This window comes from Pseudomonas sp. S34 (assembly GCF_009866745.1).
GTDB classification, from domain to species: Bacteria; Pseudomonadota; Gammaproteobacteria; order Pseudomonadales; family Pseudomonadaceae; genus Aquipseudomonas; species Aquipseudomonas jessenii.
In genome coordinates, this window is sequence record NZ_CP019398.1 from 4,488,660 (window position 1) to 4,502,699 (window position 14,040).

Sequence of the window (14,040 nt, forward strand, 5' to 3'; positions counted from 1 at the left end):
GTGATGAGGGTTGCGCTGTGCAATTCACCAATGAGAACGGATGACGTCTGGAAATAATTAGTCGCCAGGCTGGAACGCAAAGCGGACTGAAGTGAGTCAGCGTGTCGCAGTTCTCACTCTTTACCTTTGTAACGCATTAGTTCTTTTTCTCATTTGACAATCATTATCATTAAGCCTAATTTGTCGCTCGATGTGTAGGACGGCCCCCCGGCTCATTCGCCGTCCCACTAACCTTTTGGCAGCAAGGTGATTTCCATGATGGAACCAGTATCCACAAGCAGGTGCGATACACCGCTACTTCAGGCATTCGTCGACAATCGATTGATTCTGGTGAAGATCGCAGCCCGAATTACCGGTTGCCGCTCACGTGCCGAAGATGTTGTGCAGGATGCATTCTTCCGGCTGCAATCGGCCCCACCCATCACCAGTTCGATCAAGGCTCAGCTCAGCTACCTGTTCCAGATCGTGCGCAACCTGGCGATCGACCACTACCGCAAACAGGCGCTGGAGCAGAAGTATTCCGGCCCTGAAGAGGAAGGGCTGAATGTGGTGATCCAGGGTGCGTCACCGGAAACGTCGCACATCAATTTCTCGACGCTGGAGCACATCGCCGATGCGTTGACCGAGTTGCCGAGCCGCACCCGCTACGCCTTCGAGATGTACCGCCTGCACGGCGTACCGCAAAAAGACATCGCCAAGGAACTCGGCGTCTCGCCGACCCTGGTGAACTTCATGATCCGTGATGCGCTGGTGCACTGCCGCAAGGTGTCGGGCAAGCGTGGCGATATGGCTGCTCGCCAATAAGATCCGAGATCTGCATCGCGCCCATCGCGAGCAAGCTCGCTCCCACAGTGTCCTGCGAACACAGGGAAAATGTGGGAGCGGGCTTGCTCGCGAAGGCGCACTCAAGACCGCAACGAATCTTGACCCTCAAGCCTCAGGCCAGTGCGCACCGATCAAAAAACCGCTCCCGCCCCAACACCATCAGGGCCGCGCGCTTGTGCGGAAAGTCGAACTCTTTCTCGCAGTGAAAGCGCTGCTCTTGCATGTATCCGATCATCTTCGCGTTATCGGCACGCGGCTCGGCAACCACGCGCTGCGTCCGCGGGTCATCGAGAAACAGATAATGCACCAGCGCCGATAACCAACTCGCCACCTTGTGCGGACCGCGGTGATTTTCTTCGCCCACCAGCATGTGAATGCCACGGTCGTAATCGCCGGCCTCGTAGAACGGCGCGATGCGATCTTCCCTGGCCCAGTAGGCTTCGAAATAAGCGAAGGGCTGATCGTCGAAACAACCGATCAGCGTCAGCGTGTGCGGGTCGGCTTCGAGTTTGCTCAGGTATTGGCGATGCTGTTCGAGGCTGCCCTCCTCCTGCCAGAAACTCGCGACACGCGGGCTGTTCTGCCAACGATTGAAGCGCACCAGGTCTTGCTCGATGTCCAGCGTGCGCAGGGAAACCCGGGCACCCAGCCGCGCATCGAAGCGTTGATACACTTCACCACGGGGTTTGACCGGCCGCCGTGGATGACGCTTGCCGTCGGTGATGAGCATTTGCTGCGGGTAGCTGCCGGTCAGGGAATGCTCCAGCCAAGGCTGCGGCAACTGCCAGAACAAGGTGCGCTCGCAGTGATACTGGCCGCCGATGGGGGTCGCAATCAGCAAGCCGCTGGACACGGCTTCGTTCGGCACGTCCTGCAGTTGCCAGATCAGGCGCTGACAGTCGGGGTTGCGAGCGAACAGCCAGTAACAGGCCACCCACAATGACTGTCCTTCAGGGCGACTGAAACGCTGCTCCAGTTGCACGTGCAACTCGGGGCCACGATTCAGCCGCAGGGCAAGCAACGGTTGCCCTTCCAGGCTGAGGCTCAGGCGGCAATCGGTTTCATCGGCGGCAAGACGACTGCCTGTCGGCAGACACAGGGCAGTCAGGTCATTCAGATTGGGCATGGGTCGGGCTCACGATAATCGTCGACAGTTCAACGAAGTGACGTGAGCCAGGGCGGGAAATTTAGCCAAAGACAGTCAATTGGCAACTTGTGGCGCCGCTGCGTTGCGCTGGACCGGCACCAGGGCAATCTTGTACGGATCGAAAATCCTCAGCATCTGGCCGTTGTCCCGCAAGCCTTGCAGCACCTTGGCGAATGCCTCGCCGCTGATGGGAGCCGTCGGGCGCAGGATGGCGTAATGGTGATAGACCTGATCGATGCGTTGGGACGCCAGCAACTCGCTGGCAACTTTTTCATTGCGCAGGAAGTAGTCGCTCAGGTACGAACGCGTGACCAGCGCGATGTCGGCCCGGCCGCGCAATACCATCAGCAGATTGCTGTCATGGGAATAGGTCAGCGTGGCGTTGTAGTTTTTCGCCAGGTACAGGGGGTCGGCATTGAAGTTGGCGAACTCGTAGTGATAGCCGCTGAACAGTGCCAGACGCTTGCCGCTCAGGTCGGCAAAATAGCTCTGCTGCCGATCGGGCAGGCGTTGCGCAACAAAAATCTCGGCGTCCTCCAGCCCCATGTCGACGGCCGTGTGGGGGAACTTTTCCCAACCCCAGGCGGGATTTTCAAAGATGGCCATGTCGATCCGGCCCTGCTCGAAGTCACCAAAACGCCGGGGAACGGACGTGGGTACCAGGACAAACTGGTAGTCGCTTTGCGATGCGTTCATCGCCTCGACCAGTTGCGGCAGCAACCCGGTATCGGCCCCGGATTCCGGGCGCACGGTGTAGGGAGGAAAGTGCGCGGCACCAATGCGCACCAGTTGTGCAGCCTGGGACGGCATCATCGTTGACGCCGCAAGCATCGTCAGCAAAAGCCGCGAGGCTGATCGAATTGGCGAACCCATCAAAACGTCCCCACTCCCCTAATAAAACGGTACCAATGCATTCAAGCTAGGCGGTTTCGTCCAGTTAGCCAGTTTAAAGTTGGCCAACACAACTTTATTACCGGTCTTCCAGCACCAGAATCAACGCCTCATCGGCCAACTGATCGAGGGTCATGCTGCCCCCGGCGCGAAACCAGGTGGTGGTCCAGGACAATGCGCCGGTCAGGAACCGTCGAGTGATGAACACATCGCCGCGGATAAATCCGGCGGCCTTGGCTTCGCCCAGTACTTGCAGCCAGATGTCTTCGTAGATGTCCCGCAGCGCCAGGACCCTGGCCTGGCCCTCTTCGGACAGCGAGCGCCATTCGTAGACCAGCACGGCCATGGCCTCGCCGCTACCGCCCATGATCGACTGCAATTCACAGCGGATCAGCGCCAGCACCTGCTCACGCACATTGCCGGCCTCGGCGATGGCCGCACGCATCAACGCAGTGTTGTAGCGTATGGTTTCTTCCATCACGGCGCGCAGGATTTCGTCCTTGCTCTTGAAGTGATGGAAAATGCTCCCGGACTGAATGCCCACGGCGCCGGCCAGGTCGCGCACGGTCGTGCGCTCATAGCCTTTATTGCGGAACAGGTGGGCCGCCACTTGCAGCAATTTGCCGCGGGCGCTGTCCGGGTCGGTCAATTGGCCGTCGTCCACCAATTGGCGCATCACCCTCAGGGCTTTTTGCTCGTCCACCCGTTCTCTCCTACAGTCGTTCAATCAATAACGCCAATCCCCTCGAAAACAGCGGGGTTGCGCGGGCAATTTAAGCGCATGGATGCAACCAAGCAAGCGCTTGGGCAGAAGATAATCAAGTCATTTACAAACCAAGCGCTTGCTTGGTAATGTCGACGCACTTCGGTTGGAGGTGGCTATGGAATGGACTGCGCCTGAAACAATTCGCATCGGTTGTGCCAGCGCCTTCTGGGGCGATACCTCGACCGCTGCCGCGCAACTGGTGGAACACGGGCATCTGGACTATCTGGTCTTCGATTACCTGGCCGAAATCACCCTGTCGATCATGGCCGGCGCGCGGATGAAAGATCCCCAGGCCGGCTATGCGGGCGACTTCATCGAAGTGCTCGCGCCCTTGCTGGGGCAACTCGCGCAGCAAAACATCCGGGTCATCAGTAATGCCGGCGGGGTCAACCCCCAAGCCTGCGCCGCCGCCCTGCAAGCGGCCTGCGACAAGGCCGGGGTGGCGCTGAAGATCGCCGTGCTGCTGGGTGATGACCTGCAGCCGCAATTCAAAAAGCCGGGCAACCTGGACATTCATGAAATGTTCAGCGGCGCGCCCCTGCCATCGATGTGCGTCTCGACCAACGCCTACCTCGGCGCACCCGGCATTGTCGAAGCCCTGCGCCTGGGGGCGGACATCGTGATCACCGGGCGCGTGGTCGACAGTGCGGTGGTCAGCGCCGCGCTGGTGCATGAGTTCGGCTGGTCGTGGCACGACTACGACAAGCTCGCCCAGGCGGCATTGGCCGGGCACATCATCGAATGCGGCGCCCAGTGCACGGGCGGTAACTTCACCGACTGGCGCGACGTGCCCGACTACGAACACATCGGTTTTCCCATCGTCGAAGTCAGCGCCGACAGCCAGTTCATCGTCAGCAAACCCGAAGGTACGGGCGGGCTGGTCACGCCGCTGACGGTGGGCGAACAGATGCTGTACGAAATCGGTGACCCGCGCGCGTATCTGCTGCCCGACGTGGTGTGCGATTTCACTCAGGTCAAACTGCTGCAACAAGGCAAGAACGCGGTGCAGGTGCACGGTGCCAAAGGCCTGCCGCCGACCGCTCAATACAAAGTCAGCGCCACGTACCCCGATGGTTTTCGCTGCACCGCCAGTTGCCTGATCGCCGGCATCGATGCCGTCGACAAGGCGCGGCGTGTCGGCGATGCGATCATCAACAAGACCTCGGAAATGTTCCGCCAGCGCGGCTGGGCGCCGTACAGCGAGGTGAATATCGAGTTGCTGGGCAGCGAGGCCACCTACGGCCCCCACGGCCAGCGTCAGGACAGCCGCGAAGTGGTGATCAAGCTCGCGGTGCGCCATCCGGACAAGCAGGCACTGGTCGTGTTCTCCCGGGAAATCGCCCAGGCCGCCACCGGCATGGCGCCGGGGCTGACCGGCATTGTCGGTGGCCGGCCGACGGTGTACCCGCTGATCCGGCTGTTCTCGTTCCTGATCGACAAAACCGCCTGCACGCTGGACATTGATTTCATGGGTCAGCGCCACCCGTGTGCCCTGCCCGCCCTCGATGTGCTCGACCCGCTGGACCTGCCAGCCCTGCTCGCGCCACCGAAACCGGATGGCCTGGCCGACGCCAGTGTGGCCCTGGTCAAACTGGCGGTCGCCCGCTCGGGTGACAAGGGCAACCACAGCAATATCGGTGTCATGGCCCGCGAGCCCGAATTCCTGCCATGGATCGCCGAAGCCCTGACCCCGGAAGTGATCGTCGACTGGATGGGCCACGTCCTCGATCCAATCCACGGGCGGGTCGAGCGCTGGTACTTGCCCGCCAGCCACAGCCTGAATTTCCTGCTGGAAAACGCCCTCGGCGGCGGCGGTGTCGCCAGCCTGCGAATCGATCCGCAAGGCAAAGCCTTCGCCCAGCAACTGCTGGAAATCCAGATCCCGGTGCCGCAGCGCATCGCCGACCAGTTCAACTAGAGGATTGCCGCCATGGCCTACGATTCGATTTTCAAAGCCGATTTGTTTGCTGGCCAAAACATCATCGTCACCGGTGGCGGCAGTGGCATCGGCCGCTGTACTGCCCACGAACTGGCGGCCCTCGGCGCCCATGTGCTGCTGGTCGGGCGCAATGCCGACAAGCTGAAAACCGTTGCGGCGGAGATCGCCGACGACGGCGGCAAGGCCGACTGGAGCACCTGTGATATCCGCGAGGAAGAAGCGGTGACGCATCTGGTCAGCGAGCTTATCCGCAAGCACGGTCCGATCCACGGCCTGGTCAACAATGCTGGCGGGCAGTACCCCTCGCCCCTGGCCTCGATCAATCAGAAGGGTTTCGAAACCGTGATGCGTACCAATCTGGTGGGCGGCTTCCTGATGGCCCGGGAAGTGTTCAACCAGTCCATGAGCAAGCACGGCGGGGCCATCGTCAACATGCTCGCCGACATGTGGGGCGGCATGCCCGGTATGGGCCACTCCGGCGCGGCACGTTCGGGCATGGACAACCTGACCAAGACCGCCGCGTACGAATGGGGGCATGCCGGGGTGCGGGTCAACGCCGTGGCGCCGGGCTGGATCGCCTCCAGCGGCATGGACACCTACGAAGGCGCCTTCAAGGCCGTGATCCCGACCCTGCGCGAACACGTACCGCTCAAGCGCATCGGCACCGAATCGGAAGTCAGCGCGGCGATAGTTTTCCTGCTCAGCCCGGCAGCGGCGTTTGTCAGCGGCAGCACCTTGCGCATCGACGGCGCCGCCAGCCTCGGCGGCCGCGCCTGGCCGATCCACAAGGCGACCAACAGCGAGTCGTACAACGGCTTCCACCGCGCCTACATACCAGACGTGTTGAAGGACAAGGAATAACCCATGCCGGTGATTCAGTCGCAACTCGACTCCCACAGCGAGTCGTTCGCTCAGAACCGTGCGGCGATGCTGAGCGCCATCGAGCAAGTTCGCGTGCTCGAACAGAACCTGCTGAACAAGGCCGCCGAAGCCAGGCCGAAGTTCGAAAAACGCGGCCAGTTGCTGCCTCGCGAGCGCCTCAATCTGCTGCTGGACCCCGGCGCACCGTTTCTCGAACTGGCCAGCCTGGCCGGCTACAAGCTGCACGACGACAAGGATGGCAGCTCCGCCGGTGGCGGCTTGATCGCCGGTATCGGCTACGTGTCCGGCGTGCGTGTACTGGTGGTGGCGAACAACAGCGCGATCAGGGGCGGGACCATCTCCCCCAGCGGCTTGAAGAAATCCCTGCGCCTGCAACAGATCGCCATGGAAAACAAACTGCCAGTTATCACCCTCGCCGAAAGCGGCGGCGCCAACCTCAATTACGCGGCGGAAATTTTCGTCGAAGGCGCGCGCAGCTTTGCCAATCAGGCGCGGATGTCGGCCATGGGGTTGCCCCAGGTCACCGTGGTGCACGGCTCCGCCACGGCGGGTGGCGCCTATCAGCCGGGGCTGTCGGATTACGTGGTGGTGGTGCGCGGCAAGGCCAAGCTGTTTCTCGCAGGTCCCCCACTGCTCAAAGCCGCGACCGGCGAAGTCGCCACCGATGAAGAATTGGGCGGTGCCGAGATGCACGCACAAACCGCCGGCACCGCCGAATACCTGGCTGAAAACGACGCCGATGGCGTGCGACAAGTACGCGAGATTATCAGCCTGCTGCCGTGGAACGAGCAGTTGCCTCCACTCCCCGAACGTCGCTGGGAGGAGCCGCTCTACCCCATCGACGAACTGCTGGGCCTGATCCCGGATGATCCGAAAAAACCCTACGACGCGCGCGAAATCATCGCTCGCCTCGCCGACGCTTCGAACTTTCTTGAATTCAAGGGCGAATTCGATCAGCAGACCCTGTGCGGTCATCTGAAAATTCAGGGCCGCGCCTGTGGCTTCATCGGCAACAACGGCCCGATCACACCAAAAGGCGCGAGCAAGGCCGCCCAGTTCATCCAGCTGTGCGACCAGAGCCAGACGCCGCTACTGTTTTTCCACAACACCACCGGGTTCATGGTCGGCACCGAATCGGAACAGCAAGGCGTGATCAAGCACGGCGCGAAGATGATTCAGGCGGTGGCCAACGCCCGGGTGCCGAAGCTAACCATCGTGGTTGGCGGCTCCTACGGCGCGGGCAACTATGCGATGTGCGGTCGCGGTCTCGACCCGCGTTTCATCTTCGCCTGGCCCAACAGCCGTACCGCCGTGATGGGCGGCGCGCAAGCGGGCAAGGTCCTGCGCATCGTCACCGAGGCCAAACAGGCCAAGGACGGCCTGGTACCCGATCCGAAAATGCTCGACATGCTCGAACAGGTCACCGCGCAGAAACTAGACAGCCAGTCCACGGCGCTCTATGGCAGCGCCAACCTCTGGGACGATGGTTTGATCGACCCGCGCGATACCCGGACCTTGCTGGGTTACTTGCTGGATATCTGTCACGAGGCCGAGGTGCGGCCATTGCAGGCCAACAGTTTCGGTGTGGCGCGGTTCTAAGCCGACTATCAGGAGAACAATAAAAATGATCTTCACCCAGGAACACGAAGCACTGCGCCGCACCGTTCGCCAGTTCGTCGAGCACGAGATCAACCCGCATGTCGAGGAATGGGAAAAGGCCGGGCGCTTCCCCATCCACGAGATCTTCCGCAAGGCCGGCGACCTCGGATTGCTGGGTATTTCGAAACCGGAAAAATTCGGCGGCATGGGACTCGACTACAGCTATTCGATCGTCGCCGCCGAAGAGTTCGGCACCATCCATTGCGGTGGCATTCCGATGTCCATCGGCGTGCAGACCGACATGTGCACGCCTGCGCTGGCTCGGTTCGGTTCCGATGAACTGCGCGAGGAGTTCCTGCGCCCGGCCATCAGCGGTGAGCAGGTCGGCTGCATCGGCGTCTCCGAAGTCGGCGCCGGCTCTGACGTCGCCGGGCTGAAAACCACGGCGCGCAAGGACGGCGACGATTACGTGATCAACGGCAGCAAGATGTGGATCACCAACTCGCCGAGCGCCGACTTCATCTGCCTGCTGGCCAACACCTCGGACGACAAACCGCACATCAACAAGTCGCTGATCATGGTGCCGATGAACACACCGGGCATCAGCTTGAGTTCGCACCTGGACAAGCTCGGCATGCGCAGCTCGGAAACCGCCCAGGTGTTTTTCGACAACGTGCGTGTACCGCAGCGCAACCGCATTGGTCATGAAGGCACGGGGTTCATGATGCAGATGCTGCAGTTCCAGGAGGAACGCCTGTTCGGCGCGGCCAACATGATCAAGGGCCTGGAGTACTGCGTCGACAGCACCATCGAATACTGCAAGGAGCGCAAAACCTTCGGCAATGCGCTGATCGACAATCAGGTGATCCACTTCCGCCTGGCGGAACTGCAAACCGAAATCGAATGCCTGCGGGCGCTGGTCTATCAGGCCACCGAGCAATACATCAAAGGCCAGGACGTCACGCGCCTGGCCTCCATGGCCAAGCTCAAGGCCGGGCGGCTGGGCCGCGAAGTCAGTGACAGTTGCCTGCAATACTGGGGCGGCATGGGCTTCATGTGGGACAACCCGGTGGCCCGGGCTTACCGCGATGTACGGCTGGTGTCGATCGGCGGCGGCGCCGACGAAATCATGCTGGGAATCATCTGCAAACTCATGGGCATTCTGCCGGGGAAAAAGAAATGAACAGCCTGCCGGTTTGCCAGACTTTGCTGCTGGAGCTGCACAACGGCGTGTTGCACATCACCCTCAACCGCCCCGAAAGCCGCAATGCGATGAGCTTGCAAATGGTCGCCGAGTTGCGCTCGGTGCTGGCCGCGGTACGCGATAAACCAGGGGTTCGCGCACTGGTGATCGGCGGCGTCGGCGGGCACTTCTGTGCCGGCGGTGACATCAAGGACATGGCCAACGCCCGCGCTCAAGGCCCAACTGCGCACCGGGATCTGAACCGGGTGTTCGGCGCGCTATTGCAAGAAGTGCAACACGCTCCGCAAGTGGTGATTACCGTGCTGCAGGGCGCGGTGCTCGGCGGCGGTCTCGGCCTGGCCTGTGTCAGCGATATCGCCCTGGCCGATCACCAGGCGCAATTCGGCCTGCCGGAAACCAGTCTCGGCCTGTTGCCGGCGCAGATCGTACCGTTCGTGGTGCAACGCATCGGCTTGACCCAGACCCGGCGCCTGGCCCTGACGGCGGCGCGTTTTGATGGTACCCAGGCACGGCGCATGGGCCTGGTGCATTTTGTCGAACATGATCCGCAGGCCCTGGCCGAACGTCTCGATGAGGTGTTGGCCCATGTGTTGTGTTGCGCGCCGGGGGCGAATGCGGCGACCAAGAAACTCTTGCTGGCAAGTGCGGATCAGCCCTCCGATGCCCTGCTGGATCAGGCTGCCGAATGGTTCAGCGAAGCGGTGACCGGAGCCGAAGGCATCGAGGGAACGATGGCCTTCGTGCAAAAACGCAAACCGGGGTGGGCAATTTAAAAGCTTCGCGAGCAAGCCCGCTCCCACAGTTGATTTGTGTCGTTCACAAACCCTGTGGGAGCGGGCTTGCTCGCGAAGAGGCCCGAACAAACACCGCAAAATCCAGAGAGCCAACCCATGCCCGGACTCAAAAAAATCCTCATCGCCAACCGTGGTGAAATCGCCTGCCGCATCCAGCGCACGGCCCAGGCGCTGGGCTATCGCACCGTCGCCGTGTTCAGCGACGCTGACGCCGATGCACTGCACGTGCGGATAGCCGACGAGGCGGTCAACATCGGTCCGGCCCCGGTGCAACAGTCTTACCTGAACATCCAGGCCATCCTCGACGCAGCCCGGCGCACGGGCGCGGATGCGATCCATCCGGGCTACGGTTTCCTCTCGGAAAACGCCGGGTTTGCCCTCGCGTGCAGGGACGCTGGCATCACCTTCATCGGCCCCAGCCCCGAGGCCATTGAACTGATGAGCAGCAAGCGCCTGTCGAAAATCGCCATGATCGAAGCCGGTGTGCCGTGCATCAACGGCTATCAAGGCGCCGGGCAGGACGATGCCACCCTGGGCCGTGAAGCCGAGCGCATCGGCTATCCGTTGATGATCAAGGCCAGCGCCGGCGGCGGGGGACGCGGTATGCGCCTGGTGCACGACGCCAGCGACTTGCTGGAACAGATTCGCACCGCGCGCTCCGAAGCCCTGAACGGTTTTGGCAGCGGTGAATTGATCCTCGAACAGGCACTGGTCGAACCCCGTCACGTCGAGGTCCAGCTGTTCGGTGACCGGCATGGCAACCTGATTTACCTCGGCGAGCGTGATTGTTCAGTGCAACGCCGGCATCAGAAAGTCATCGAGGAAGCGCCCTGCCCGGTGATGACCGCCGAGCTGCGCCAGGCCATGGGCGAAGCGGCGCTCAAGGCCGGGCGAGCGGTAAAGTATGTCGGCGCGGGCACCGTGGAGTTTCTGCTGGATGCGCGCGGGCAGTTCTACTTCCTGGAGATGAACACCCGACTGCAAGTGGAGCACCCGGTGACCGAACTGATCACCGGGCTGGATCTGGTGGCCTGGCAGTTGAGCATCGCCGAAGGGCAACCGCTGCCCTTGCGCCAGGAACAGGTGCAACTCACGGGCCACGCCATGGAGGTGCGCCTGTATGCCGAAGACCCGGCCCAGGGTTTCCTGCCGCAAACCGGGCGCGTCGTGGCCTGGGAACCGGCATTGCAGGACGGCGTGCGAATCGACCACGGCCTGATCGAAGGCCAGGTCATCAGCCCTTTCTACGACCCGATGCTCGGCAAGCTCATCGCCCACGGTGCCACCCGCGAAGAAGCCCGTCGCAAATTGCTGCGGGCGGTCCAGGACAGCGTGCTGCTGGGGCTGCAAAGCAATCAACGCCTGCTTGCCAGCCTGCTGGAACATCCGCAGTTCGCCAGCGGTGATTTCAGTACCGGGTTCATCGCGCAGCACTTCACCGATCACGCCTGCCTGCATCCCGAACCCCCTGGCGCGCACCACTTGGCCATCGCCGCCGCCCTGTTCTATCAGGCTGCGGCGCAGGCTCACCTGGCCTCGCTTGGCGGTTGGCGCAACAACGCCAGCGTGCCGCTGCACTATCGCATCGGCCTTGAGGATCAGGACTGGCCGGTAGCGTTGCAGGCGATCCCGGGCGAGCCGTTGCGCATTCAGGTCGCCGAGCGCAGCCTCGAATTGAAGATCATCCACAGCGACGGACGCTGGGCCACCCTGGAAATCGAAGGCGTTCGCCAACGCCACGCTTATCGCCTGGAGGCCGGGCGTCTCTGGCTGTTTACCCGACCGGGCAGTCTGCAATTCATGGATCACACCCAGGCGCAGGTTACCGGCCAGGCCAGTGTCAGCTCCGGCACCCTCAAGGCACCGATGGACGGGGCGATTGTCGACGTCCTGGTCAACGAAGGCAGCCAGGTGACCAAGGGCCAACTGCTGGTGGTACTGGAGGCGATGAAAATGGAGCACCCATTGAAATCGGGCATCGACGGTGTTCTCAAGCGCTTGCAAGTCAAAGTCGGGGATCAGGTGAAAAACCGGCAGATTCTATTGGAGGTCGAATAAGGCGCTAGGCGGAACCGCCGGGGTTGGCTACGCTCAAAGCTATCAGGACGCGGATACCAGGAACCCTGCAATGCCTCATTGGCTGGTCATTGATCTGGAGGCCACCACCGATGAGGGTGGATGGCCCGTAACAGATATGGAAATCATTGAAATCGGCGCCACTCTGGTGGACCGCAAGGGGCGTGAACTGGACCAGTTCCAGCGCTTCGTCCGCCCTGTGCGGCGGCCGTTGCTGACGCCGTTTTGCCGCGAGCTGACGCACATCACCCAAGCCAACATCGATGCCGCGCAACCGCTGGGCGAAGTCTGGCCGGCGTTCGAACGCTGGCTCGGCCAACACCACACGCGACTTGAGGGCTGGGCCAGTTGGGGCGATTACGATCGCAAACAACTGCTTCAGGATTGGCAGCAACTGGGACTCGCCAGCATGCTGGCCAACGTGCCGCACATGAACCTCAAACAGCGTTTTGCCAAGGCCAGGCGCCTGGAACGTCCGTTGGGATTAAACGGCGCGTTGCAACTGGCCGGCTTGCAGTTCAACGGCCAACAACACCGGGCGCTGGAAGATGCGCGCAATACCGCACGCCTGCTGCCGCTGGTTTTGCCGCTTTAGACAGGTGACGACGCCAAGGGCCTTGTGCATACTGGCCGGCCCTTTTTAGCCCTTTTCGAGGAATCGCCCATGTTTAAAGTCAACGAGTACTTCGACGGCACCGTCAAGTCGATCGCCTTTGGCACCGCAGAAGGTCCAGCGACCATCGGCGTCATGGCTCCGGGCGAGTACGAATTCGGCACCAGCCAGCGCGAAATCATGCACGTGGTCAGCGGCGCATTGACCGTCAAACTGCCCGACAGCAGCGATTGGGAAACCTTCGCCGCCGGCAGCCAGTTCAACGTGCCGGCCAACAGCAAGTTCCAGCTGAAAGTCGCCGTCGACACCGCTTACCTGTGTGAATACCGCGGCTAAAACCCGCCGACTTCACTGCAATAAAAAATGCCCGTGTTTTTCGACACGGGCATTTTTTATTTTGCGCAAAAATTACTCGAGGATCTCCACCGGCATGCCGACTTCGAGTCGTCCGTTGCCGTCGTTGACCAGGTTCTGGCCGAACATTGCACCGTCTGCCTGCGAGCGATACTTCTGCAAGGTGGCCAAGGGTTCGCGATCATCGCTGCGCTCCCCGGTTTGCGGGTCAATGGTGGTCAGGATGCAGCGTGAACAGGACTTGACCACGCGGAACTCGACCTCGCCGATACGGATACGCTTCCAGCCGTCCTCGGCGAAGGCTGCACTGCCTTCGATCACCAGGTTCGGCCGGAAACGCAGCATCTCCAACGGACGCCCGACCCGTTGCGACAAGTCCTCGAGGGAGGCCTGACCAATCAGCAACAGCGGATAGCCGTCGGCGAACGCCACCTGGTCGTCATCCTTGCCGTAACCCGCCTCGGTTGTACGCGCACGCTCCAGTGGCACTTGCACCAGCCGCGTCGGTTTACCGATGAACTCACTGACCCAGGCACCTGCTTCATCGCCTGCATCGGGGACTCGCAAGGTATCGCGCCAGATCGTCACGCCACGCAGTTCTGCATCGCTACCGGGCAAGGCAATATCGATCGGCGAATGGCCGGGCGCGCTGAGGGTCAAGCCACCTTCGGCATTCCACAGCGCCGACAACTGGCTCATCTGCGCCACCGCCCGCTGGGTCAGGAAACGCCCGCTGGCCTCATCCACCAGCATCCAGCGGCGATCGCCGTCCAGCCCCAGCTTATCGAGGCCGACTTGCTGCAAGACCTCGCCCTTGCCGGATTTCAACGGATAACGATACAGCGCGCTCAGACGCAACATGGCCAGCTCCCTGGTAGGTAAAAACGCCACCCTATACGAGCTTGGTCAGCGAATCAAAGTGCAAAAACCCTTCAGGACCGAGCTCGCTC

13 protein-coding genes are annotated in these 14,040 nt (G+C 61.6%); 9 read left to right on the plus strand and 4 right to left on the minus strand.

Annotated features, from left to right (window positions below; translation table 11 throughout):
• Positions 1-255 precede the first annotated feature (255 nt).
• Positions 256-804, plus strand: a complete 549-nt coding sequence (locus PspS34_RS19865; RefSeq protein WP_046040580.1) for an RNA polymerase factor sigma-70 — start codon at positions 256-258, stop codon at positions 802-804.
• 133 nt (positions 805-937) lie between these two features.
• Here the strand turns inward: PspS34_RS19865 and PspS34_RS19870 are convergent, their stop codons facing one another.
• The 3 genes from PspS34_RS19870 to PspS34_RS19880 all read right to left on the minus strand — a co-directional run bounded on the left by PspS34_RS19870 (position 938) and on the right by PspS34_RS19880 (position 3,566).
• Positions 938-1,951, minus strand: a complete 1,014-nt coding sequence (locus PspS34_RS19870; protein ID WP_154860220.1) for a GNAT family N-acetyltransferase — start codon at positions 1,949-1,951, stop codon at positions 938-940.
• A gap of 75 nt (positions 1,952-2,026) precedes the next feature.
• Positions 2,027-2,845, minus strand: coding sequence for a transporter substrate-binding domain-containing protein (locus PspS34_RS19875; protein WP_150812315.1), 819 nt, complete (start codon positions 2,843-2,845; stop codon positions 2,027-2,029).
• A gap of 97 nt (positions 2,846-2,942) precedes the next feature.
• Positions 2,943-3,566: a TetR/AcrR family transcriptional regulator gene (locus PspS34_RS19880; protein ID WP_150812314.1), complete on the minus strand. Its 624-nt coding sequence runs from the start codon at positions 3,564-3,566 to the stop codon at positions 2,943-2,945.
• Positions 3,567-3,744: 178 nt separating this feature from the next.
• Between PspS34_RS19880 and PspS34_RS19885 the strand changes: the two genes are divergently transcribed.
• The 8 genes from PspS34_RS19885 to PspS34_RS19920 all read left to right on the plus strand — a co-directional run bounded on the left by PspS34_RS19885 (position 3,745) and on the right by PspS34_RS19920 (position 13,072).
• On the plus strand, positions 3,745-5,547 hold the full coding sequence (locus PspS34_RS19885; protein WP_154947026.1) for an acyclic terpene utilization AtuA family protein: 1,803 nt from the start codon (positions 3,745-3,747) through the stop codon (positions 5,545-5,547).
• 12 nt (positions 5,548-5,559) lie between these two features.
• A complete protein-coding gene (locus PspS34_RS19890; RefSeq protein ID WP_057713854.1) occupies positions 5,560-6,429 on the plus strand; it encodes an SDR family oxidoreductase in 870 nt (289 codons plus the stop codon).
• Positions 6,430-6,432: 3 nt separating this feature from the next.
• On the plus strand, positions 6,433-8,049 hold the full coding sequence (atuC, locus tag PspS34_RS19895; protein WP_154860222.1) for a geranyl-CoA carboxylase subunit beta: 1,617 nt from the start codon (positions 6,433-6,435) through the stop codon (positions 8,047-8,049).
• 25 nt (positions 8,050-8,074) lie between these two features.
• Positions 8,075-9,232, plus strand: a complete 1,158-nt coding sequence (gene atuD / locus PspS34_RS19900) for a citronellyl-CoA dehydrogenase (RefSeq protein WP_154947027.1) — start codon at positions 8,075-8,077, stop codon at positions 9,230-9,232.
• Positions 9,229-10,026, plus strand: coding sequence for an enoyl-CoA hydratase-related protein (locus PspS34_RS19905; RefSeq protein WP_154947028.1), 798 nt, complete (start codon positions 9,229-9,231; stop codon positions 10,024-10,026). The genes atuD and PspS34_RS19905 overlap by 4 nt, the downstream gene beginning before the upstream one ends.
• A 117-nt stretch (positions 10,027-10,143) precedes the next feature.
• Positions 10,144-12,105 (plus strand): acetyl/propionyl/methylcrotonyl-CoA carboxylase subunit alpha, encoded by a 1,962-nt coding sequence (locus PspS34_RS19910; protein ID WP_154947029.1) that lies wholly within the window; start codon positions 10,144-10,146, stop codon positions 12,103-12,105.
• A 70-nt stretch (positions 12,106-12,175) separates the two neighbouring features.
• The gene (locus PspS34_RS19915) at positions 12,176-12,718 is read left to right on the plus strand and encodes an exonuclease domain-containing protein (RefSeq protein WP_057713849.1); all 543 of its coding nucleotides are present in this window, start codon (positions 12,176-12,178) and stop codon (positions 12,716-12,718) included.
• A 69-nt stretch (positions 12,719-12,787) separates the two neighbouring features.
• The gene (locus PspS34_RS19920; RefSeq protein WP_007940055.1) at positions 12,788-13,072 is read left to right on the plus strand and encodes a pyrimidine/purine nucleoside phosphorylase; all 285 of its coding nucleotides are present in this window, start codon (positions 12,788-12,790) and stop codon (positions 13,070-13,072) included.
• 72 nt (positions 13,073-13,144) lie between these two features.
• On the opposite strand, the gene PspS34_RS19925 is transcribed toward PspS34_RS19920, so the two are convergent.
• Positions 13,145-13,951, minus strand: a complete 807-nt coding sequence (locus tag PspS34_RS19925; protein ID WP_150812308.1) for an MOSC domain-containing protein — start codon at positions 13,949-13,951, stop codon at positions 13,145-13,147.
• Between the last annotated feature and the right edge of the window lie 89 nt (positions 13,952-14,040).